23 protein-coding genes and 2 tRNA genes are annotated in these 22,691 nt (G+C 52.6%); 14 read left to right on the forward strand and 11 right to left on the reverse strand.

What is annotated here, in order from left to right:
• Positions 1-2 precede the first annotated feature (2 nt).
• A complete protein-coding gene (gene helD, locus G5574_RS20490; protein WP_164483111.1) occupies positions 3-2,057 on the forward strand; it encodes a DNA helicase IV in 2,055 nt (684 codons plus the stop codon).
• A 1-nt stretch (position 2,058) separates the two neighbouring features.
• Here helD and mgsA read toward each other — a convergent pair whose 3' ends face one another.
• Positions 2,059-2,517 carry a methylglyoxal synthase gene (gene mgsA / locus G5574_RS20495; protein ID WP_039341234.1) on the reverse strand — a complete coding sequence of 153 codons (459 nt, stop codon included), beginning with the start codon at positions 2,515-2,517 and terminating at the stop codon, positions 2,059-2,061.
• A gap of 68 nt (positions 2,518-2,585) precedes the next feature.
• On the reverse strand, positions 2,586-3,224 hold the full coding sequence (locus G5574_RS20500; RefSeq protein WP_006118673.1) for a YccT family protein: 639 nt from the start codon (positions 3,222-3,224) through the stop codon (positions 2,586-2,588).
• Positions 3,225-3,391: 167 nt separating this feature from the next.
• Here G5574_RS20500 and G5574_RS20505 point away from each other — a divergent pair, with 167 nt between their 5' ends.
• The gene (locus tag G5574_RS20505; protein WP_164483112.1) at positions 3,392-3,805 is read left to right on the forward strand and encodes a CoA-binding protein; all 414 of its coding nucleotides are present in this window, start codon (positions 3,392-3,394) and stop codon (positions 3,803-3,805) included.
• A gap of 33 nt (positions 3,806-3,838) precedes the next feature.
• Here the strand turns inward: G5574_RS20505 and hspQ are convergent, their stop codons facing one another.
• Positions 3,839-4,156 carry a heat shock protein HspQ gene (hspQ, locus tag G5574_RS20510; RefSeq protein ID WP_006118675.1) on the reverse strand — a complete coding sequence of 106 codons (318 nt, stop codon included), beginning with the start codon at positions 4,154-4,156 and terminating at the stop codon, positions 3,839-3,841.
• A gap of 59 nt (positions 4,157-4,215) precedes the next feature.
• Positions 4,216-5,406: a 23S rRNA (cytosine(1962)-C(5))-methyltransferase RlmI gene (gene rlmI, locus G5574_RS20515; protein ID WP_033737601.1), complete on the reverse strand. Its 1,191-nt coding sequence runs from the start codon at positions 5,404-5,406 to the stop codon at positions 4,216-4,218.
• 81 nt (positions 5,407-5,487) lie between these two features.
• On the opposite strand from rlmI, the gene yccX reads away from it, so the two are divergent.
• Positions 5,488-5,766, forward strand: coding sequence for an acylphosphatase (yccX, locus tag G5574_RS20520; RefSeq protein WP_033737600.1), 279 nt, complete (start codon positions 5,488-5,490; stop codon positions 5,764-5,766).
• Here yccX and tusE read toward each other — a convergent pair whose 3' ends face one another.
• Together tusE and yccA are read right to left on the reverse strand one after the other, a co-directional pair.
• Positions 5,767-6,093, reverse strand: a complete 327-nt coding sequence (tusE, locus tag G5574_RS20525; protein ID WP_006118678.1) for a sulfurtransferase TusE — start codon at positions 6,091-6,093, stop codon at positions 5,767-5,769.
• A 102-nt stretch (positions 6,094-6,195) separates the two neighbouring features.
• A complete protein-coding gene (gene yccA, locus G5574_RS20530) occupies positions 6,196-6,852 on the reverse strand; it encodes an FtsH protease modulator YccA (protein WP_133745120.1) in 657 nt (218 codons plus the stop codon).
• 222 nt (positions 6,853-7,074) lie between these two features.
• On the opposite strand from yccA, the gene G5574_RS20535 reads away from it, so the two are divergent.
• The 3 genes from G5574_RS20535 to agp all read left to right on the forward strand — a co-directional run bounded on the left by G5574_RS20535 (position 7,075) and on the right by agp (position 9,190).
• Positions 7,075-7,162 (forward strand) — tRNA-Ser (locus tag G5574_RS20535).
• A 71-nt stretch (positions 7,163-7,233) separates the two neighbouring features.
• Positions 7,234-7,321, forward strand: a tRNA-Ser gene (locus tag G5574_RS20540).
• A 261-nt stretch (positions 7,322-7,582) separates the two neighbouring features.
• On the forward strand, positions 7,583-9,190 hold the full coding sequence (agp, locus tag G5574_RS20545) for a bifunctional glucose-1-phosphatase/inositol phosphatase (protein WP_174250606.1): 1,608 nt from the start codon (positions 7,583-7,585) through the stop codon (positions 9,188-9,190).
• Between the two features lie 65 nt (positions 9,191-9,255).
• Here agp and G5574_RS20550 read toward each other — a convergent pair whose 3' ends face one another.
• Genes G5574_RS20550 through wrbA form a run of 3 tightly spaced genes read right to left on the reverse strand, consistent with a single transcriptional unit; the run spans position 9,256 to position 11,534 of the window.
• Positions 9,256-10,629 (reverse strand): NAD-dependent succinate-semialdehyde dehydrogenase, encoded by a 1,374-nt coding sequence (locus G5574_RS20550; protein WP_033737598.1) that lies wholly within the window; start codon positions 10,627-10,629, stop codon positions 9,256-9,258.
• Positions 10,630-10,683: 54 nt separating this feature from the next.
• The gene (locus G5574_RS20555) at positions 10,684-10,914 is read right to left on the reverse strand and encodes a YccJ family protein (protein ID WP_006118682.1); all 231 of its coding nucleotides are present in this window, start codon (positions 10,912-10,914) and stop codon (positions 10,684-10,686) included.
• A gap of 20 nt (positions 10,915-10,934) precedes the next feature.
• Positions 10,935-11,534, reverse strand: a complete 600-nt coding sequence (gene wrbA, locus G5574_RS20560; RefSeq protein ID WP_164483114.1) for an NAD(P)H:quinone oxidoreductase — start codon at positions 11,532-11,534, stop codon at positions 10,935-10,937.
• A 469-nt stretch (positions 11,535-12,003) separates the two neighbouring features.
• On the opposite strand from wrbA, the gene G5574_RS20565 reads away from it, so the two are divergent.
• The 3 genes from G5574_RS20565 to G5574_RS20575 all read left to right on the forward strand — a co-directional run bounded on the left by G5574_RS20565 (position 12,004) and on the right by G5574_RS20575 (position 14,701).
• Complete coding sequence (locus tag G5574_RS20565) at positions 12,004-12,909, forward strand: DMT family transporter (RefSeq protein WP_164483115.1); 906 nt, start codon at positions 12,004-12,006, stop codon at positions 12,907-12,909.
• Between the two features lie 134 nt (positions 12,910-13,043).
• Positions 13,044-13,679 (forward strand): HTH-type transcriptional regulator RutR, encoded by a 636-nt coding sequence (gene rutR, locus G5574_RS20570; protein ID WP_033737596.1) that lies wholly within the window; start codon positions 13,044-13,046, stop codon positions 13,677-13,679.
• Positions 13,680-13,726: 47 nt separating this feature from the next.
• Entirely contained in the window at positions 13,727-14,701 is a 975-nt protein-coding gene (locus G5574_RS20575) for a metal-dependent hydrolase (protein ID WP_164483116.1), read from the forward strand.
• A 39-nt stretch (positions 14,702-14,740) separates the two neighbouring features.
• Here the strand turns inward: G5574_RS20575 and cycA are convergent, their stop codons facing one another.
• Positions 14,741-16,135 (reverse strand): D-serine/D-alanine/glycine transporter, encoded by a 1,395-nt coding sequence (gene cycA, locus G5574_RS20580; protein ID WP_164483117.1) that lies wholly within the window; start codon positions 16,133-16,135, stop codon positions 14,741-14,743.
• Between the two features lie 285 nt (positions 16,136-16,420).
• On the opposite strand from cycA, the gene G5574_RS20585 reads away from it, so the two are divergent.
• The 3 genes from G5574_RS20585 (at position 16,421) to G5574_RS20595 (ending at position 19,479) form a co-directional block, all read left to right on the forward strand.
• Complete coding sequence (locus G5574_RS20585) at positions 16,421-17,116, forward strand: extensin-like domain-containing protein (protein ID WP_164483118.1); 696 nt, start codon at positions 16,421-16,423, stop codon at positions 17,114-17,116.
• Between the two features lie 907 nt (positions 17,117-18,023).
• Entirely contained in the window at positions 18,024-18,746 is a 723-nt protein-coding gene (locus tag G5574_RS20590) for an autoinducer binding domain-containing protein (RefSeq protein WP_164483119.1), read from the forward strand.
• A gap of 121 nt (positions 18,747-18,867) precedes the next feature.
• Positions 18,868-19,479, forward strand: a complete 612-nt coding sequence (locus G5574_RS20595) for an acyl-homoserine-lactone synthase (protein WP_006118772.1) — start codon at positions 18,868-18,870, stop codon at positions 19,477-19,479.
• A 33-nt stretch (positions 19,480-19,512) separates the two neighbouring features.
• Here G5574_RS20595 and G5574_RS20600 read toward each other — a convergent pair whose 3' ends face one another.
• Entirely contained in the window at positions 19,513-19,737 is a 225-nt protein-coding gene (locus G5574_RS20600) for a DUF2594 family protein (protein WP_164483120.1), read from the reverse strand.
• A 430-nt stretch (positions 19,738-20,167) separates the two neighbouring features.
• Here G5574_RS20600 and uvrY point away from each other — a divergent pair, with 430 nt between their 5' ends.
• Together uvrY and uvrC are read left to right on the forward strand one after the other, a co-directional pair.
• Positions 20,168-20,827, forward strand: a complete 660-nt coding sequence (gene uvrY, locus G5574_RS20605) for a UvrY/SirA/GacA family response regulator transcription factor (protein WP_006118774.1) — start codon at positions 20,168-20,170, stop codon at positions 20,825-20,827.
• Positions 20,820-22,652 carry an excinuclease ABC subunit UvrC gene (gene uvrC, locus G5574_RS20610; protein ID WP_058707584.1) on the forward strand — a complete coding sequence of 611 codons (1,833 nt, stop codon included), beginning with the start codon at positions 20,820-20,822 and terminating at the stop codon, positions 22,650-22,652. The genes uvrY and uvrC overlap by 8 nt, the downstream gene beginning before the upstream one ends.
• The last annotated feature ends 39 nt before the right edge of the window (positions 22,653-22,691 follow it).

Raw genomic sequence — 22,691 nt, forward strand, 5'->3', positions numbered from 1 at the left:
GCGTGGAACTTAAAGCAACATCCATGGGCAAACGGCTTGCCCAGCATCCTTATCATCGTGTTCGCCTGTTATCCGCGGGCGTTGAGGTCAGCGGCGACAAACACGAATATTTGATCCCCTTCAATCAGTTGTCCGACATCACCTGTAAACGGGGAATGGTGTGGGGTGAACTGGAATTCTTACTGGCGGACAACAAGGTTGTGCGTTTGCACGGTACGGAATGGCAGGAGACGCAGCGTTTTTTCCACTATCTCATGCAGTCGTGGCAAAGCTGGAGTCAGGAAATGAGTGAAGTATGCGCGGCGGTTTTACAGGCGCTGCGCGACGACATTCAGGGATTCAGCGAACAGGAGCGTTGGCTGAAGCGCAGCGAACTTCAGGCGATCAAAGATAAGATCCGCAAACAATTTGACGCGTTACCTTTGCCGCTTTCCCGCATTGAGCAGTTTGATTCCTGCCGTGAAAACTGGGCATTTTGCCAATACTGGCTGCAGCAGGGCGAGACGGCGATGACGCAGCGCAATCGTGACTGGACGGCCGCCATGTTGACCCGCTACCGGGATTTTTTCGCCACGGTGGAATCCACCCCGCTGAACGAATCACAGGCAGAAGCGGTGGTTAACGGCGAAGACGCTGTGCTGGTGCTGGCGGGCGCTGGCAGCGGCAAAACGTCAGTATTAGTGGCCCGCGCGGGGTGGCTGTTACAGCGCAGACTGGCCGCTGCCGATCAGATTTTGTTGCTGGCATTTGGTCGTCATGCGGCGGAAGAGATGAATGACCGTATTCAAAGCCGCTTAGGGGCCGGGGATATCCAGGCGCGTACGTTTCATGCGCTGGCCCTGCATATCATTCGGGAAGGAAGTCATAAACAGCCGGTCATCAGTAAACTCGAAAGCGATCCCGACGCGCGTCGGACATGGCTGATCGACCACTGGCGTCAGCAGTGTAATGAAAAAAAAGCTCAGGCGAATGGCTGGCGGCAATGGTTGCGTGATGAACTGGAGTGGGAGGTCAGCGAAGGCCCTTTCTGGCAGGATGATCGTTTAGCACAGCGCCTGGCGTCTCGTCTTGAACGCTGGCTTGGCCTGATGCGGATGCATGGCGGCGCACAGGCCGCCATGATTGAGGATGTACCTGACGCGCTGCGCGACGTATTCAGTAAGCGGATTAAATTGATGGCACCCCTTCTGAAGGCCTGGAAAAGTGCGCTTAAGGACGAGGGCGCAGTCGACTTCTCCGGGCTGATTCATCAGGCCATCGCGATCCTCGAAAAGGGCCGCTTTGTCAGTCCCTGGAAGCATATTCTGGTTGACGAATTTCAGGATATCTCGCCACAACGCGCGGCTTTACTCAGCGCGCTGCGTCAGCAAAACACACGCACGACATTGTTTGCGGTGGGCGATGACTGGCAGGCAATTTACCGGTTCAGCGGCGCAGAGATGAGTCTGACAACGGCATTCCATCACTATTTTGGTGAGGGCGATCGTTGTGTGCTGGATACGACCTATCGTTTCAATGATCGTATTGGTGAAGTGGCAAATCGGTTTATCCAGCAAAATCCGCATCAACTGCGTAAGCCCTTAAACAGTCTGACGAAAGGGAATAAAAAGTCGATTGCTTTGCTCCCGCACGATCAGCTTGAGGCACTTCTTAACAAACTAAGCGGTTATGTTAAAGCGGATGAGCGCGTACTGCTGTTGGCCCGCTATCACTATTTGCGTCCTGAACTGCTGGATAAGGCAAAAACCCGCTGGCCAAAAATGCGTATCGATTTTATGACCATTCATGCCAGTAAAGGTCAGCAGGCCGATTACGTCATTGTGCTGGGTCTGCAGCAAGGCAAAGAAGGGTTTCCCGCGCCGCAGCGTGAGTCCATTATGGAGCAGGGGCTGCTGCCGCAGCCCGAAGACTTCCCTGATGCAGAAGAGCACCGGCTGGCGTATGTTGCCCTGACGCGCGCGCGGCAACAGGTCTGGTTGCTGTTCGATAAACAACAACCCTCAGTCTTCGTCGATGCGTTCCGGGCACTGGATGTACCCGTATTACGTAAAGCCTGAATCAGTTCAGGCGTTCGGCAAGGTAGCGTGCGTAATCCGGGATTCGCACGTCCACTGTCTGCGAAAAAAGCGGTGACTGAATAATAAAATCGGCCGTTGCCCGATTGGTGGCGACCGGAATATTCCACACTGTCGCCAGACGAAGCAGGGCCTTAACATCAGGATCGTGGGGCACGGCATTAAGCGGATCCCAGAAAAACATCAGCGCATCTATTTTGCCTTCGGCAATGAGCGCACCGACCTGTTGATCGCCGCCCATCGGGCCACTGAGCATCGCGTTCACGTTCAGGCCGGTGTGACGGTTGATGAGATTACCGGTCGTCCCGGTTGCGTAAAGAATATGGGGTTCAAGTGCGGATTGGTTTCGTGTAACCCAGTCCAGCAGAGAAGCTTTGCAATGGTCATGGGCGACCAGCGCGATATGTTTTTGTTGACCAAGCGTTCGTACGGTGTAGTCCATAACAGCATCCTGATGCCAGTGAGCCCAACAGCCCGTTGCCGCAGTTTACCTTGTACGCTTTCTGTCTATCAGCTTGCCCGCAGCATTTTGACCAGATTGATAAATTGCTGGCGGGTTGCTTCATCAAAACGTTCAAACCAGCGCTGAATTGAAGGCGTTGTGCTCTGAACGGACCAGGCGAGGTCCGCCGTCAGTTGGGCAGAAGGAGAGGGCGCGGTAAGATTCGCGAATTGCGGCACAGAGGCCGCCAGGCCCATGCGATTATACTTAACCATGGCTTTTTCGATGTCCACGCCCGGGCTGGTGGGCAGACGATCGCGCACGCTGAATATTTCTTTGCCCTTCTCGTCCACCAGCCTGAAGGCCAGCGTTCGGTCGAAGTTATGTCGCTCGCGCGCACTGGTCAGCGGTGGCAGGCGAATCGTGATGGTTTTTGCCGCCGCAGTGAATGCCACGATCATGGGCACGGACTGGTAGCCCGGTAGCGCCGTCTTACGCGGATCTGCCGGTTGTTCTACCCGAAATAAAAATTGATGTTGACCCCGTTCAAGCTCCAGGCTGTCGGCCCCTTTCAAGAGAGAGCCTGAAATCTTACGCCCGTCCAGTACCATTAGCGTAATCTGCGGATCAAGTTTTAACGTAATTGCAGAACAGGACGCCGAAACGAGGAGGGCAATAAACCCCGTTACAGCCATTGACAGCTTCATTTCGACTCCGGTCAAAAGTGGGTGGATGTAGCAATTTTTTACATTATGGCATTAAGTTTACAATTATACATATATATTCGAGCGAAGCGGCACAATATGTCTTTACGCCAGGTGCGAACTCTGTAACGCCTCATCTACACTAAAGATTAAAGTGAAAGGAGATGGACATGAATGATCAGACTATTCGTGAGGTACTGACCCGGACAAAACGCATCGCGTTGGTGGGGGCGAGTGATCGTCCGGAACGCCCCAGTTATGGCGTAATGAAGTATCTGCTTGATCAAGGCTATGAGGTTATTCCGGTGAGTCCGAAGCTGGCAGGCAAAACCCTGTTAGGGCAGACAGCCTATGGATCGCTGGCAGAGGTGCCGGGAAAAATCGATATGGTGGATGTGTTCCGCAATTCAGAGGCGGCATGGGAAGTGGCTCAGGAAGCCATCGCTGCCGGAGCCGATTCGCTCTGGTTACAAATTGGGGTAATCAATGAGCAGGCCGCCGTGCTGGCCCAGGATGCGGGAATGACGGTGATTATGGATCGTTGCCCCAAAATCGAGATCCCGAGACTGGGGCTGGGACACTAATATCAGGCGCGGCAACACCGTTGCCGCCCGCTGTTAATGGCGCAGATGAGGAGCCTGAAGCTGTTTACGTACCGAGGCGGCCAGTTCATCCATTGAGGGCTGCTCAGGATGTTCCGGGCTGGTTTCACCGGCCAACTGAATTTCAGCCACATAGGTATGAACCTGACTGCCTTGTTCATCTTCCATCACCACATGATACCAGGGCGCACTGCGCATGGTATCGGCGGCACCAATTTCATCCAGGTGCGGCTCATCTAACGCGTATTCAGGATCGACATCGACAATGACACCCAGCACGCCGGAGAGGCGATGACGAACCTGCTGACCAATACCAAATTTACTGGCAATCATGATGACCTCCGAAAAAACTGTCCTGCCTGTTATATGGGGGCAGGGACAGTCATTTCAAGTCACATGACGCGGCAGGCGAAGCCTTTCAGGTAAAGTCCTTCAGGATAGGTTGCAATCACGGGATGATCGGCCGCCTGGCGGAACTGTTCAACAAACTGCACGTCACGGCCGGCATCCAGTGCGGCATCTGCGATGATTTTCTGGAAAAGGTCGGTAGCCATTAAGCCCGAACAGGAGAAGGTCATCAATATTCCGCCGGGATTCAGTAACTGAATGGCCAGCATGTTAATGTCTTTATAGCCACGGCAGGCTCCCATGAGCTGGCTTTTATTCTCCACGAACTTAGGCGGATCCATAATGATGAGATCAAATTTTTCACCCTCATCACGGTAGCGGCGCAGCAGTTTAAAGACATCATCGCGCTGAAATTTAGCACGCGCGAGATCCAGCTTATTCAGCTCAACGTTTTGTCGTGCAACATCCAGCGCGTCCTGAGACGTATCTACGCTGATAACTTCCTGACAACCGCCGATTAGCGCTGATACGGCAAAGCCACCGGTGTAGGAGAAACAGTTAAGCACGCGAGCATCTTTGGCATAGCGCCGTGTGGCATAACGGCTGTCGCGCTGGTCAAGGTAATAGCCTGTTTTATGCCCACCCTGAATATCCACCAGCAGTTTCATATCGTGTTCGGTGATCGGCAAGAGTGCGGGAGGATACTCACCGGTAACGGTGCCCTGCGCCAGTTCCAGCCCTTCTTTTTTACGGACAGCGACATCAGATCGATCGTAGATAGCACAATCCGGAAAGCACTGCTGCAGCGCTGAAATGATAGCCGGGCGTTGGTATTCTGCGCCGGCGGATAATAACTGCAGCACCAGAAAGCGTCCGAAACGGTCAATAGTCACGCCAGGCAGACCATCCGACTCGCCAGCGATCAGGCGATAGCTGTCCAGCCCATCGCGCTCAGCCAGCCATTCACGCCAGACCAGCGCGTGCTGAAAACGCCGCACGAAAAAGGCGATATCAATGGATTCGTCCTGCTGCCAGCTCCAGACGCGGGCGCGAATCTGTGACTGCGGTGAATAGGCGGCGCGAGCCAGCCATTTGCCATTACTGTCACAGACATCAATGGTTTCACCTTGTTGCGCTTTGCCTTCCAGACGAGCAACGGCCCCAGAGAAAACCCAGGGATGGCGACGGAGCAGGGACTTTTCACGTCCCTTCGCGAGAATCAATCGAACGGTCATATTTGCTATGCTTACCTGAAAAAATGAGGCGCTATTGTCCAGTGGATAACGGCAAATTGCAACGAAAGGCAGGAGAAGGCCATGGCGAAGGTCTGTTACAAAGTCTGGGTACAGGGCACGGTGCAGGGCGTGGGTTTCCGTTACAGCACCCAGGCGAAAGCAAACACACTTAACGTGCAGGGTTACGCACGGAACCTTGAAGATGGTCGTGTGGAAGTCCTGGCCTGCGGCGATGCCGAACAGGTCAATGCATTACTTGACTGGTTAAAAGCGGGCGGGCCGCGCACAGCCCGTGTAGAAAAGGTCCTGGTGGAGCCGCATCATGCCGCTGACATGCCGCACGGCTTCACCACGGGTTGATTACAGGCATTTTGCCGGTTTTGGCAGACCGGCAATTTTGGTTGCCTGCTTAGCAGGGCCCTCGGGGAAAAGGCGAAACAGGTAACGGCTGTTTCCTTTTTCTTCGCCATACTTTTTTGCCATCGCCTTCACCAGCATTCTTACGGCGGGGGAAGTATTAAATTCCAGATAAAAGTCGCGTACGAAGCGCACGACTTCCCAATGGGCATCTGTCATGGTGATGGCTTCTTCTGCCGCAATCTGCAGCGCCAGGCCTTCGCTCCAGTCCTGATGGTTTTTCAGATAACCTTCGGCATCGACAGCAATTTCGTCACCGTTGTAATTCATAGTGCATCCTCAGATTCGTTCGGGCTGCAGTTTACCAAACTGGCCCCACAGAAAAAGCAAAAACCCCGCCTGAGCGGGGTTTTTCAGTTTACCTGCAGTGCGTTAGTTACTGCGTGAGAAACCCAGGATGCTTAACAGGCTCACGAAGATGTTATAGAGGGAAACATACAGGCTGACCGTTGCACGAATATAGTTGGTTTCGCCGCCATGAATGATGTTGCTGGTTTCCCACAAAATAGCCCCCGCCGAGAACAGAATGAACAGGGCGCTAATCGCCAGTTGCAGCGCTGGCAAGTGCAGGAACAGGTTCGCCACAACGGCGACCAGTAACACGACAAAGCCCGCCATCATCATGCCGCCAAGGAAAGACATATCCCGTCCTGTTGTCAGCACATAGGCAGAGCAGCAGAAAAACACCAGTGCCGTTCCGCCGAGCGCCAGGGCGATCACGTCACCCATCCCTGCGGCCAGATAGGTGCTCAGGATAGGACCCAGACAGTAGCCCAGGAAGCCCGTAAATGCGAAAGCAGCTAAAATTCCCGCCGGGCTGTCAGCCAGACGGTAGGTCAGGAACATCAGACCATAGAAGCCCACCAGCATCAGGATCAAACCCGGGGCGGGCAGGGCCAGCAGTGTACTCGCTGTTGCGGTCAGCGCGGAAAAGGCGAGGGTCAGGCCCAGCAGAAAATAGGTGTTACGCAGGACCTTGTGCGTACTCAGTAATGACTGTCGCGATGATGATGAAACTATTCTGTCCATGTTGCGCTCCTGTAAGGCAGAACACCAAATATGCGTTGAGAATACGCAGCGCGATAAAGCGTGAAAAGAGGTTTTACCCTTCTTTACGCGAAAAAAACGCTAATTCTTTGAGCACACTGGCGATTTTGACAACGAATAACGCTTTTTTGACTGTTTTTCAGGCGAACGGATTATCACAGGCTTTACATCTCCATAGGGGATGTTTATAGTGCGCGTCATTGCGGAGGGGTGGCCGAGCGGCTTAAGGCAGCGGTCTTGAAAACCGCCGATGGGAAACCATCCGAGAGTTCGAATCTCTCCTCCTCCGCCACTTCATCTCTTAAAGAGTGAAGTGGCAAGACAGCGTTATCGCATCTTGCCTTTGCAGTAGTATGACAACCCGGAGGGATGGCCGAGCGGCTTAAGGCAGCGGTCTTGAAAACCGCCGATGGGAAACCATCCGAGAGTTCGAATCTCTCTTCCTCCGCCACATTCACAGGCCAGCACAGCGTGCTGGCCTGTTTCGTTTTACGTGCCTGACACATTTCTTCATTATTATCCCTGCCTTTTCAGTAAACTGGACTGTTTTTACCCGCGTCCGGTATCTCTGCTATAGTCCAGTAATTGTTTTTACTGTCACCTGGCGCTTTTCAGGGGCAAGCTGAGTTACACTATCCGTCACGTCGCTCTATGGCGAGCTAATCGGTTGATAGCCAGAGTGTTTTTTTACTGAATGAATGGAATAGGCACAATGATCAAGAAACTGAGTCTTTGCGCATTGTCGGTACTCGCTGCATTACCGATCGGGACGCTGGCCCACGCCGCGGATAACGAGATGCAGCTCCAGCAGGTACTGATGTTTAGCCGCCATAATCTGCGTGCGCCGCTTGCGGATAACGGTAGCGTACTGGCACAGTCCACCAAAAAAAGCTGGCCAGAGTGGGAGGTGCCCGGCGGGCAACTGACCACCAAAGGTGGCGTGCTGGAAGTCTATATGGGTAACTACACGCGCCAGTGGCTTGCGCAGCAGGGCCTGGTGAAGAACGGCGCCTGTCCGGACAGCAACAGTGTGTTTGTCTACGCAAACAGCCTGCAACGTACCGTAGCGACGGCCCAGTTTTTTGTAAATGGTGCCTTCCCGGGCTGTGATATTACGGTGACCCATCAGGATGAAATGGGCAGCATGGATCCGGTATTTAATCCCGTGATCACCGACGGCAATGAAGAATTCATCAAAAAAGCGCTGGCGGACATGACTGCCGCTAATGAGAAGCTGGCCCTGAAGCCAGCGTATCAGCGTCTGGACAAAATTGTCGACTACAAGTCTTCTCCGGCCTGTAATAACAAAAAGCAGTGCGATCTGAGCAGTGGGCAAAATACCTTTATTGTTGAAAACGGCAAAGAGCCTGGCGTGAACGGACCGCTGAAAGTGGGGAATTCCCTTATGGATGCCTTTACGCTGCAATATTACGAAGGCTTCCCGCTGGATCAGGTTGCCTGGGGGCAAATTAAAACCCCTGAGCAGTGGCAGTCACTGTCAGCGATCAAAAACGGTTATCAGGACACGCTGTTTACCACACCAGATGTGGCACGCAACGTCGCGGCTCCGCTGGTGGACTATATCCGCAGCCAGCTCATCGATCAGGATAAAGCTGACTCACCCAAAGTGACCCTGATGGTAGGGCATGACTCCAACATAGCGTCATTGTTGAGCGCCTTACAGGTCAAACCTTATGATCTGCCAGAGACCTATGAGAAAACGCCCATCGGTGGACAGGTGGTTTTTGAACGCTGGCATGATGCCAAAAACAACAAAGACCTGCTGAAGATGGAATACGTGTATCAGACCGCCGATCAGTTGCGCGATGCCCAGGTGTTAAGTCTGAAAACGCCACCGAAGCGCGTCACCCTGCAACTGGCGGGTTGCCCGACTGACGCGAACGGTTACTGCAGCTGGGAGCAGTTTACCCAGGTGCTGAACAGCGCGCTGCAGGGGACCGCGTTGCAACCGGCGGCGGCAGAGCAGCCAGCGGCCAGTGCCAACGCGGGCGCGGCGAATCCTGCGGAGTCAAAAGCTGACGATAAAGCCAGCGCCGATAAGGCGACGGCTGATAACGCTGCTGCCCAGAAAGCGGCTGACGATAAGGTAAAGGCGGACAAAGCGGCTGACGAGAAAGCGAAAGCTGATAAAGCCGCCGCGGATAAAGCCGCTGCGCAAAAGGCGGCGGATGAGAAGGCCAGCGCTGATAAGGCTGCTGCCCAGAAAGCAGCGGATGACAAAGCCAAAGCGGAAAACGCCGCCAACGCGCAAAATAAAACGGATAACAGTCCTGCGAAGCAGCCCGCTGCAGCCAACTAATAGCTTTCGGTCACTGAAAACAAAAAACCCCGTCAAGACGGGGTTTTTTTTACGCTTCAGGCTGCTTATCCGGCCACAACCACCAGTTTCTGGTTCGCAAACTCTTTGATACCCAGATCGGAAAGTTCGCGTCCGTAGCCAGAACGCTTCACACCGCCGAAAGGCAGCTCCGCAGAGGTGTCGCTCTGCGAGTTGATGAACACCATGCCCGTTTCAATGGCGGAGGCCAGCTTACGGCCACGCGCAATATCGCGTGTCCACACGGAACCGCCCAGCCCATAGTGTGAATCATTGGCCAGGGCCACCGCCTCGTCATCACTGGCGACCACATAAACCTGCGCCACCGGGCCAAAAAACTCCTGAAAATAGGCAGGGTTATCGCGGGTGATATGGGTAAGCAGCGTGGGCTGGTAATAGCACCCTACGCCCGCCACCGCTTTACCACCTGTGACCAGCTTAGCGCCGTTTGCGACGGCTTCATCAACCTGTTTAACCAGACGATCGCGCGCATCAGCCGACGAAAGCGGTCCCAGAGTGGTTTTCTCATCCAGCGGATCGCCCAACACCGCTGCGTTAAGCGCCGCACTGAATTTATCGATAAAGGTATCCGCAATCTTCTCGTTCAGAATAAAACGCTTGGCTGCTGTACAGACCTGACCGCAGTTGCTCAGTCGCGCCTGCACGCCCTGACGAACGGCTTCATCCAGATCGGCATCCTCCGTGACCACAAAGACGTCATTGCCGCCCAACTCCAGCGTGGATTTTTTCAAATGCTTACCGGCCTGTTCAGCAACGGCGCTTCCCGCCCGTTCGGATCCTGTCAGAGCCACGCCCTGTACCCGGTCATCGGCAATCAGTTCCGCAACCTGATCGGTAGAGATAAACAGGTTGGTCCAGGCACCCTCAGGCGCGCCCGCTTCCTTCACCAGCTTTTCGAAGACATCGGCACAATGCGGCACGATGTTGGCGTGTTTAGCCAGTACCGGATTACCCAGTGCCAGATTTGGTGCCAGCACGCGCATCAGTTGGTAGTAGGGGAAGTTCCACGGTTCGACCGCAACCAGCACACCAATGGGATGATACTCAACCCAGGCATCGCCCAACTCACTTTCATAAGGTTGTGGCTTCAGGATGCGTTCTGCATGCTCAGCGTAATAGCGGGCGATTTGCGCGCAGATTTTGACTTCGCCACGGCTTTGGCCAATCAGCTTGCCCATCTCTTTACTGGCAATAGTCGCCAGTTCTTCCGCACGGTCATCAATCAGATCAGCCAGTTTTTTCAATACCTGAAGTCGTGGCTGAATAGCGCCTTTACTCCAGTCAGAGTGGAACAGCCGATCCGCCGTTTCCAGCGCTTGCGTCACGGCCGCGCTGTCATGGGAAGGCCAGCTTTTCATTAACTGATTGTTTGCCGGGTTGATGCTTTGATAGGAAGACATAGAATTCTCCGTGGTCAACGATAAAAAAAGGGCGGGGCCATGCCCGCCATGCCGTCAGACGTTCTTTCGCTCAACCGTTTTGTCGTCCCACGTGAGGACGTCCTGATCGGTTTTTTCAAACGCGCGGATTAATACGTCATCGCTTCCCTGTTGACGCCAGATCTCTTCCGCCAGGCGCTCGTCATAGTTTGCGACTTCAAAAATGGCCTCGGCAATTTCGGGCGAGGTGTGACGCAAACTGGCCCATTCACCAACGTGATGTGCTTTTGACTGATTCGTCGACATACTGATCTCCTTCTGAAAGGTTAGTCCTTAAGTTTTGCTGCCAGCCCGGCAACGTGTTCGCCCTGGAAACGGGCAATAATCAATTCTTCCTGGGTTGGCTGACGTGAACCGTCACCACCGGCCAGCGTAGTGGCACCATAAGGCGTACCGCCGCGGACCTCAGAAATGTCAAACATCTCTTTGGTACCATAGCCGATAGGCACGATGACCATGCCGTGGTGGGCGAGGGTGGTCCAGACAGACGTAATGGTTTGTTCCTGTCCTCCTCCGGTACCGGTGGAGGTAAAGACGCTGGCAATTTTGCCGTAGAGCGCGCCAGAGGCCCACAGGCCGCCTGTCCGGTCCCAGAATGTTCGCATCTGCCCTGACATGTTGCCGAAACGGGTAGGGGTGCCCACGATGATGGCATCGTAGTCAGGCAGTATCTCTGGCGTCGCTTCAGACGCGGATTGCTGAGTTTTACCGCCAACTTCCGCAAAGCGTTGTGCATCCATGGTTTCAGGGACGCGCATCACATCTACCTGGGCGCCAGGCACCTTGCGTGCGCCTTCTGCGACAGCGTTCGCCATGGTTTCAACGTGTCCATACATTGAATAGTAAAGCACCAGAATCTTAGCCATTGATCTCTCCGGGAGTTAGTCAACACATCGAAAAGTATAGAAGAGCTTTACCTGACTGTGAGAAATCACCGGTCAGACAGTCAGCGTAACGACACTGAAAATGCTGAGAATGGGTTTTTTTAAGGATTAATCGTCGTCTTTTAAGTCAATTCTTAGCGTAGAGTCTGTTTCTAAATGTAATTTTCAGCGATCCAGAGACCTAAAAGGTGGAATGTCACACAGGCTTCCACGCACATGTCCTTCGATGAACATCAAGCCGCCTCACGTGAAGCGATGTGGCACTGAACGTTCATGCATCAGAAGATCGCAAACAGGTGCAGGTATGTTCACCTGTTATCGCTCCAGCCCAGACCGTGTTAGGCGACGGGGTGCCGCCTGATGCGAGGCGACAGTCACGCGGCAGCAAACGGAATTGCATTCGCCCGGAGCACTGATCACAATAGCGCCTGAAAACAGATACAGGTGAATTATGTCGGATACGACTCGCAAACTGACCGTCGGTATTACGCGTCAGGAACTGGTCCTTATTTTTATTACGGTAATCTGGGGGGGAACGTTTCTGGTCGTGCATCAGGCGATGCATTATTCAGGTCCGTTCTTCTTTGTCGGTTTACGCTTTGCTACCGCTGCGCTGTTACTGGCGTTTTTTTTCCGCCGCTATCTTGCTGGTGTCTGTTGGCGCGAAGTCAAAGCGGGCACGATGATCGGCCTCACGATTGCGGGGGGCTACGGCTTACAAACCTGGGGCATGCAGACGATATCCAGCAGTCAGTCAGCGTTTCTCACCGCGCTTTATGTTCCCGTGGTGCCGCTGTTGCAATGGCTGTTTCTGCGCCGTCCACCAAAACTGATGGCGTGGTTGGGTATTTCACTGGCGTTCTGCGGATTGATTCTGGTTGCGGGTCCGCAGGATGGCCGAATTGCGCTGAATCAAGGGGAAGCCGCGACGTTACTCAGCACGCTGGCTATTGCCGGAGAAATCATTCTTATCAGTCGTTTTGCCGGTCAGGTTGATGTGCGTCGGGTGACCTTCATTCAACTGACTGTCGCTTCCCTGTGTGCCTTCTGCTTTATGATCCCGAATGGTGAATCCGTGCCTGCGTTATCGACCCCGCTGTTAGTCAGCGCGGTCGGGCTCGGCGCAGCCAGTGCGCTGATACAGGTAACAATGAACTGGGCTCAACGCAGCGTATCACCGACACGCGCCACGGTCATTTATGCCGGTGAACCGGTCTGGGCGGGTGTGGTGGGGCGTGTAGCAGGCGAGCGTCTGCCGGCCGCTGCCATTCTTGGCGGTATCCTGATTGTCTGCGGGGTCATTGTCAGCGAGTTGCGCTGGAAACGTAGCATGCCATCGGCCTCTTCCGATGAATAGTGGCGCGAGAATAAGTGCTTATGGCCCTGTCAGTGTGGCCCTTTCCCTGCGCCGTATATCACAGCTGTCGGCACGGTACGGCCTGAAAACAGTCTGTTGCCGTGATGCGTAACGGTAACGTGAAGGAGAAACGTATGAAAAAGGCTACGCCCGGGCCAACGCGTCGTGCGGTCGCCGTTGCAGCGAAACGTGCGGCAATTCTGCAGGCTGCCCTGACCTGTTTTTCCCAGTTTGGTATTCACGGGACGCGGCTGGAGAAAGTCGCGGAGCAGGCTGGCGTCTCCAAAACCAATTTGCTGTACTACTATCCCTCTAAAGAAGCGCTTTATATTGCCGTATTAAAAGAGATCCTGGATGTCTGGCTGGCACCGCTACGTGCCCTGACTTACGAGCAGGAGCCGTTGCGCGCCGTGCGTCAGTATATTCGCCTTAAGCTGGAGGTTTCTCGCGATTATCCACAGGCATCAAAGTTGTTTTGCCTGGAAATGCTGCAGGGTGCGCCCTTGCTGAAAGGTGAACTGGCCGGCGATCTGAAGACGTTGATGGACGACAAAACAGCGATAATTGAGCGCTGGATAGCTGAAGGACGGCTGGCGGCAATTGCGCCTCAGCATCTGATCTTTATGCTGTGGGCGACGACACAGCATTATGCTGACTTTGCCAGCCAGGTCGAAGCGATCACGGGGAATCAGCTCAGCAATCCTGTTTTCTTCGAGGAAACGGTGGAAAACGTTCAGCGCATTATTATTGAAGGCATTCGCGTTCGTTAATAAAACGCGATCAAACTCAGCCCTGTAACAGACAAGGGAGTGGCGTGATGGATTCTGTTTCACAATGTGTTCTGGGCGCATCCGTGGCGTTGGCTGTGATGGGGCGGCGCGTACCTGCCTGGCAAGCCGCGGCGGTAGGCGCAATCAGTGGCACATTGCCCGATCTGGATGTGTTTATTGATCACGGTGATGCTATCCGCAACATGACGCTGCACCGGACTGAAAGCCATGCCTTACTCTATCTGACGTTGTGTTCACCGTTGCTCGCCGCGCTGGTCGCGCGGCTGTTCAAATCCGGCGTGACATGGATCGCCTGGTGGCCTGCTATTTGGCTGGCGCTGATCACGCATCCCCTTCTTGATTTGATGACAGTCTATGGCACTCAGCTTGGGCTGCCTCTCACCGATCATCCTTATGCGATTGGCAGCGTGTACATCGTCGATCCGCTTTATACGTTGCCGCTTATCATCGGGCTCTGTGTCGCTTTGTGGCGACGTAACAGACGGGGATTACGCTGGAATCACGCGGGGCTGGCACTCAGTACCGGCTACCTTGCCTGGAGTATGGTCATTCAGCAGGTGGCTGATGAACACATTAAACACTCACTCGAACAGCAGGGGGTGGCGACTGACAAGGTGTTGGTCACCCCAACGGCATTCAATACGCTGGTCTGGCGCAGCGTCATCATCACGCCTGACCGCTATGGCGAGGCTTACTGGTCTTTGCTGTCGCCTGCTCGTCCTGTCACGGTAACGTGGCGGCCGCGTCATCCTGAGCTATTCGTCCCGTTTAAAGGAAACTGGCTGGCAGAACGTGTTGCCTGGTTCAGCCATGGCTTTTATGCCATGGATGAGCGCGACGGGCAGATCACCATTGCAGATTTACGCATGGGGGAAGGGAGCCATTACACGTTTACGTTTGGTTTGGGCACGGCGGAAAGCCCTGATTTGCAGCCACAGCGCCTGCCGTCTGGTGAACGGGCCCTGCGCCGCGGCGTCAGTCGTATACTTGAGCGGTTATAAAAAAGCCCGACGTGCGTCGGGCTTTTCTCAGTCTCTATATCAACGATGCGTGCGTCGACGCAGTTGCCAGCCTGCGGCGAGCAGGATAAACCACAACGGCGTGACCATGAGTGCCTGTCGCGTGTCTTCCTGCAGTGTAAGCAGCACCAGTATAAAGACAAAAAACGCCATACATGCCCAGCACATGAATTTGCCTAAAGGCATTTTAAATGTCGAGGCGGCATGACGTTCCGGAAATTTTTTGCGATATGCAAGGTAACTGCACAGGATAATGGTCCACACAAACATAAACAGAATGGCAGACACGGTGGTCACCAGCGTAAAGACCGTCATCACATTTGGGATCAGGTAAATCAGAGCCACACCACACAGCAGGCAAAAGCAGGAAAAGAACAAGCCGGTCGTGGGCACCGCGCGTGACGATAAACGACCAAAAGCACGGCTGGCAACGCCCTGCTGCGACAGACCATACAGCATGCGGCTGGTGGAGAAAATACCGCTGTTGGCTGAGGATGCCGCCGACGTCAGGACCACGAAGTTAACAATGCTGGCCGCAGCTGGCAGGCCAATGAGCACGAACATTTCCACAAACGGACTGCGATCGGCCAGCACTTCGGTCCACGGGGTAACGGACATAATCACCAGCAGCGCCAGAACATAGAACATAATGACGCGCAGCGGAATGGCATTAATGGCCCGCGGTAAAACCCTGTGCGGGTCATGCGTTTCGGCCGCCGCTGTGCCCACCAGCTCGATACCGACAAACGCAAAGACGGCGATCTGGAATCCGGCAAAAAATCCGCTCAGTCCTTTCGGGAAAAGCCCCCCGTGATCCCAGATATTACTCAGTGCAGCGGTGCCACCACCCGGCGACGGGTAATGAATGGACACCAACACAATGCCGGTAATGATCAGCGCGACAATCGCCACGATCTTGATGATGGCAAACCAGAACTCCATCTCGCCAAATAATTTCACCGTGGCAATGTTTAAGGCCAGGAAAACAAAAACACATAGCAGTGCGCTCATCCAGATCGAAAAGCCGGGAAACCAGAGCTGGAAGTAGGCGCTTATAGCCACCACGTCGGCAATGCCGGTAACAACCCAACAGAACCAGTATGTCCAGCCGGTGAAGTAGCCGGCCCAGGGACCCAGTAAGTCAGCCGCAAAGTCGCTAAAGGATTTATACTCAAGATTCGACAGCAGTAATTCGCCCATTGCCCGCATGACAAAAAACAGCATGAAGCCGATGATCATGTAAACGAAAATGATCGAAGGTCCTGCCAGACTAATTGTTTTACCCGAGCCCATGAACAAACCGGTGCCAATCGCACCGCCAATAGCAATGAGCTGGATGTGTCGGTTATGAAGATTACGTCGCAGCGTGTCATCGCCCTGTGAGCTCGCCTGCGTTTGAGTAGATTGATCAACCATGAAAGTGTCTTTCCTGTCTTGATGTTGTGTCAGCTCTGGTGGCTGTTGAGAATACCGGATTGCCGGGAGCAATTTGGCATAAGATAGTGGAAGTGTTAATGAAAACGGTAATTGTTTTTTAACAATATCGGACAACGCTGGCATTAAAACGGCGCTTTCACTTAACGTTGGCGGTTTTTACGTCAGATTAGGTAATATTTCATCACCCTGTGTCATCTTTTAAGCGTATCCTGCCGTGTGCTTCTACACTACCTCCGTACAGCTTCTTTCAGCTACAGGGGTTCTATGCGCACACTTGTTCTGCTTATCATCATGACCGGAGTGGGGTGGATGAGTTTGCCATGGTTAAAACAGCACCTTCCTGCGCAATTTAATCCCTTTACGCCACTCTCTGTAACGGATCCGCCGGGCTGGATGACGCGATTAAAACTCAAAAGACTGCAAACTGATCCCGCCGCCTGTCTTGACGTGATGCAGCGTGCACAGCAGGCCGGCGTTGTACGTTTCAGTCAACGGCCGGCGGTGACAGGGGCCTGTCCGTTGTCCAGCCCCCTCAGGCTGCAAAATTTTGGGCCCGTCTCGCTCAGCAGCAGTTTCCTCGCCAGTTGCCCAATGGCCGTTGCGGCTACAATGTACGTGGCTTACAGCCGCGAGCAAATGTTACATCTGTCTGGCAGTGATCTGACCCGAATTGAACATGTCGGAAGTTATGCCTGCCGCAACATCTACCATCAGGCCACCGGACGGCTGAGTGAACATGCCAGCGCGGATGCCTGGGATATTACCGCCTACCAGCTTGCTAACGGCGAGCGGTTGGTGCCAGGAAAAAACTGGCAACAACCTGGCCAGAAATCACTATTACTTCATGCATTATGGCGATCGGGTTGTAACTTTTTTGGTAATGCGCTTGGGCCTGATTATAATCGCGCGCATGCTACACATTTTCATCTGGGCATGCGGGGGGCGGGTTATTGCAGGTGAGATTAACCTTTACTTTCACCGTAAAACTGTGTCGTGGGTTTAATATTATTTTCTTCTGTTCTGCTTTTTTACCGTTTTAAAAAGGGTGTCACATCGGCTTATTTTTTCTCATGGCGTCAGTGTTATTTAAATCATTCACCCGGTGTTATCACCGTTCATTGCCTGTTAAATGACCAAATTGAGAGAGGATACTGCGTTTTTATTACCTGACTGGGTGAATGATGCCGTTTTAACAGGGCGATAAATTTGAGTTATCTGTACATAAATAAAGGAGGATGACAGTATCGTTAAATAATTATTTTTCTCTTTTCAGATGCGTTATTTATTAAATAAGTTATCTGTACAAGTCCGCACCAGGCCAAAATGACAGCGGCCACAGGTCTGCGCCATCCGCCTGGCGTCTTGCCTGTAAAGACGGGCAGTGCCGTTATGCTGGCCAGTCAACAGGCCTTGTACGGCCGTCTGCTCAACGACGCAGAGCCATAAGCCATCTTTTGTAGGACCAAAAGATCCGGGTAAAACGCGTACCAGAAAAGGGGGGCTTTCCCTGCCTGACTGCAGAAAACATGCGGCGGTTATTGCCTGAAAAAGACATCGTGTTTTACAAGATATGATCTGCGTTTTTTTTCAGCATAATACGTTGCCGGGCGCAACTTATCGAGTGATATTTGTTGATCATGGCTATGTTAAATGATTGAAAAATATAAGAAAAATCTTATTATTTCCTCTGTTGCACTCGCCTGAGTTATCCCGAAGCGTTTGCTTACCCTGTATTTTTATCCTTTTCTCTGCAGGTCGTTGTCGCCAGAATGAAAATAATGCTTTTTATGACGTCGCAACAAAGAGTAAGTTAATTACATAACGTGTTAATCAGAAATACCCGGCAAGTTGTTGAATTTGAGGCAATATGATAGGTGAAGATTATTTTTCCTGGCGTGAAAATGTTGAACAGCAATTTCAGGTATTAACGGCAGCTCCGCAATTAAAGGGGCTTTTACAGGATTATATCCAGTCACTGGGCTTCGATTTTTTCGCTTTTTTTATCCAGCATCGCGTTCCTTTTACGCGTCCGCGAGTTTATTTGCATGATACTTACCCCGAAGCGTGGATTAAACGTTATAAGGAACGGAATTATTATGCCATTGACCCCGTGTTGCAGCGCTGCCTGCGTGCTGGAAAGGGGGTCGAATGGACACCTGAACTCTTTTGCTCGGCGAAGGAAATGTGGCAAGACGCGGGTAATTTTGGGCTGCTGAGCGGATTTTCTTGTTCTGCAATGGCGTCAAATCGAGCCGTTGGTATATTATCTATAGGTTCGCATCGTCCCTTTATTACTGACTGTCGGCAAGTGGAGCTGGAGGTAAAGTTGCACTTCCTCGCCGAGCAAAGCTTGTGCTTACTTGAACGCCTCAATGATGAAGCGCTGATGGTTCAGGGAAATGATTTCAGCCAGCGTGAGCTGGAAATTTTGAAATGGACCGCAGAGGGAAAAACCTCTCAGGAAATTTCACTTATTTTGTCGATTTCTGAACACACCGTAAATTTTTACCAAAAAAATATGAAAAAACGTTTTAATGTTTCCAATAAAACGCAGATTGCCTGCTATGCCGCAGCAATTGGTGTGATTTAAAAGAAAAGCAACTGCCAACTTTAGTAGTTCCTTACCTGAAGGGACTTCTCTACCCTGCGCGGGTGCGCTTTTGGCAGGCGCATAGAAATCATTGCAAACATGGGGATGTCAGAGGCGCATGATGAAAATAGTTCAAACGCAGTTAAAGGATATGCCATCCTCTTTGCTTGCCGAACTTGGCAGCTACCGTTACAGCGTGTTTGCGCGGGGTGAAGGCTGGTCGATTCCACCGCGTCTGAGTACACCAGGGCAAGAATATGACCGGTATGACCGCTCTGATGTGACCTGGTTAATCGCCTGGAGCGTGCGAAGCGGCATTAGCGGCTGCGCCCGCCTGATGCCCTGGACGGAACCCGAGCAAACGGAAGGCATTGTTTTGCCGTTCGATCATGAAAAGGTCTGGGAAATGTCCCGCTTCTCTGCACGACTGGAAGTGGATCCTGAGCTACCGCTCAATATTCTGTGGCATGCGGTACAGCTGGCGGAGCTGAACGGCATTGAATGCATTATCAGTTCGGCTACGCCGATGCTGGAAAAAATGTTTGAAGAACATCAAGTCGTCTATGAACCTCTGACGCCGGGTTTAATTCTGTCAGAGGATAATCTCTTTGCCATCCGTATCCCCGTCAGTCAACCTGCGCTGGCAGAGAAATACCGTGGTACGCGGCGTTTCAGCCCGGAAGAGGTGCTGCCTTCACTCGGCGTGTCCGTTAACTGGCATTCGAACGGTTAGCGCGCTGCCCCCGGGCGGGGGCAGCACAAGCCATTACTGGCGATAAGCCGCTTTGATTTGTTTAATGGTGTTACTGAACACGTCTGCCTGCGGCTTTTCGCCCAGTGTTTTCACATAACGTTCCATATTAATGATTACTTTTCCGGCATCAGCCTGGCCCATCCCTTTCAGGATCAAAGTAATCATCAACTTAAGGCAAGCCACTTCATCAGATAATTTTTGCGTTTCCTGCGAGGTAGCGAAATCTTCATCGCTCATGAATTTCTCCTTGGTGATTAACATCGTCTCTACAATCTTTACGCGCAGCAATCGGTGAGTATATCACACGAAAGACCACTTGCTGTTAGCGTGGGCAACGCAGGCTGTTTAACTATGTCAGTTCAGTCATATTAATTAATCACGGATGTGAATAGTAGCTGACGAGAGCGTCGCAGTTTGGTAAAAATCTCATAAATACAATATCGTCTGATTGTTGTAACTGTTTGATAAAACATTTTTTTTACATTATGCAGGCTGTCATGTCTGTTCCTGCAGGCGTAAACAAGAGCAGAGCCAGGTGGCATGAAGATAAAACACTGACGCGATCTGACCTGCCACTTTGTATCTGTGCTTTTAATGCAAAAACAGGTATGATTGCTGCTTGCAATCGTTAAATGCTACCTCTTTATTAGCTGCGGAGTGCTTCGCGTTGATCACTGTCCTTCTTGTCGATGACCATGAGCTGGTACGTGCCGGCATCCGCCGTATTCTTGAAGATATCAAAGGTCTGGTGATCGCTGGCGAAGCGTGTTGTGGCGAAGATGCAGTTAAGTGGTGTCGGGCTAATCAGGTTGACGTCATCTTAATGGACATGAATATGCCGGGTATCGGTGGGCTGGAAGCCACGCGCAAAATTGTGCGCTACAACCCGGATATCAAAATTATTATGCTGACGATTCACACTGAAAACCCGCTGCCTGCCAAAGTGATGCAGGCCGGTGCGGCAGGTTATCTGAGTAAAGGTGCCGCGCCGCAGGAAGTGGTGAACGCGATTCGTTCGGTTAAGGCCGGCCAACGCTACATTGCCTCGGACATTGCTCAGCAAATGGCGTTAAGCCAGATTGAGCCGCAAAAAGCCGAATCTCCCTTCAGCTGTTTGTCGGAAAGGGAATTGCAGATTATGCTGATGATCACCAAAGGACAAAAGGTGACGGAAATTTCCGAGCAGCTGAATCTCAGTCCTAAAACCGTTAACAGCTACCGCTACAGAATGTTCAGTAAGCTGAATATCAGTGGCGACGTAGAGTTAACGCATCTGGCCATCAGACATGGCCTGTTCAATGCGGAGCCGTTAATCAGTAGTGAGTGACCTCTTTAATCCCAAAAATTTTCTCAGTACGGTCACCAGCGAGCCAGGTGTTTACCGGATGTACGATGTGTCCGGAACGGTTATCTATGTCGGCAAAGCGAAAGATCTGAAAAAGCGACTGACAAGCTACTTTCGCACCCAGGTGGGTAGCCGAAAAACCGAAGCGCTGGTAAGTAACATCCATCACATTGATGTCACCGTAACCCACACTGAAACCGAAGCGTTGTTGCTTGAGCATAATTACATCAAGCTTTATCAACCGCGCTATAACGTTCTGTTGCGTGACGATAAATCCTACCCCTACATTTTTCTGAGTGGCGACACACACCCGCGTCTGGCAATGCACCGGGGCGCTAAGCACGCCAAAGGGGAGTATTTCGGTCCGTTTCCTAATGGTTATGCGGTAAGAGAAACGCTGGCGTTGCTGCAAAAGGTCTTTCCGATACGGCAATGTGAAAACAGCGTTTACCGCAACCGCACGCGCCCCTGTTTGCAGTACCAGATTGGCCGCTGTCTTGGCCCTTGCGTGGCAGGGTTGGTCAGTGAGGAGGAATACGCCCAGCAGACAGATTACGTCAGACTGTTTTTAGCGGGCAAAGACGATCAGGTGCTGAATCTGCTGGTGACGCGCATGGAAGAAGCCAGTCAGTCACTGCGCTTCGAAGACGCGGCCCGGCTGCGCGATCAGATTCAGGCCGTCAGACGCATTACCGAGAAGCAGTTTGTCTCTAATCAGGGCGACGATCTGGATGTGATTGGCGTTGCCTATGACGCCGGAATGGCATGTTTGCACGTTCTGTTTATCCGCCAGGGGAAAGTACTGGGAAGCCGAAGCTATTTTCCCAAAGTGCCTGCGGATACGGACCTGGCTGAAGTCGTCCAGACCTTCGTCGGACAGTTCTATTTGCAGGGCAGCGAAATGCGCACCTTGCCCAGCGAGATTTTACTCGATTTCACTTTGCCCGAACGTGAGTTGCTAGCAGACTCATTGACAGAATTAGCCGGTCGACGGGTAAACATTCAAAGTAAACCCCGCGGCGATCGCGCGCGTTACCTCAAGCTGGCTCGGACCAATGCCGGTTCGGCATTAAAAACGCGTCTGTCGCAGCATTCCACGATTCATCAGCGCCTCACCGCGTTGGCCGAATTTCTCAAACTGGAGAAGATTGGCCGCATGGAGTGTTTTGACATCAGTCATACTATGGGTGAACAAACCATCGCTTCCTGCGTCGTGTTTGATCAAAACGGCCCGCTTCGTGCTGACTACCGTCGTTATAACATCACCGGCATCACACCCGGCGATGACTATGCGGCCATGAACCAGGTGCTACGCCGCCGTTATGGCAAAGCGATTGAAGAAGAAAAAATTCCCGATGTGATCCTGATAGATGGAGGCAAAGGTCAGCTGGCACAGGCAAAACAGGTGTTTGCAGAGCTGGACGTGCCCTGGGATAAATCCCGCCCCATTTTGCTGGGCGTTGCAAAGGGCACCGATCGTAAAGCCGGTCTGGAAACCTTATTTTTCGAGCCAGAAGGCGAGGGCGTTTCTCTGTCACCCGATGCGCCAGCGCTTCATGTCATTCAGCATATTCGTGATGACGCTCACAATCATGCAATTTCAGGGCACCGTAAAAAACGGGCCAAAGTCAAAAACACCAGCGCACTGGAAAGTATCGAGGGCGTGGGACCAAAACGGCGACAGCAGTTGCTCAAGTACATGGGCGGCCTGCAACCGTTGATGAATGCGTCGGTCGAGGAGATCGCCAATGTGCCCGGTATATCGCATGCGCTGGCGGAAAAAATCTACTACTCGTTGAAACACTAGCATTGAAACAGGGGGGGCAATGTAGGAACATACGTTAAA

Origin of the sequence: Pantoea stewartii (assembly GCF_011044475.1) — a bacterium.
Lineage (GTDB): Bacteria > Pseudomonadota > Gammaproteobacteria > Enterobacterales > Enterobacteriaceae > Pantoea > Pantoea stewartii.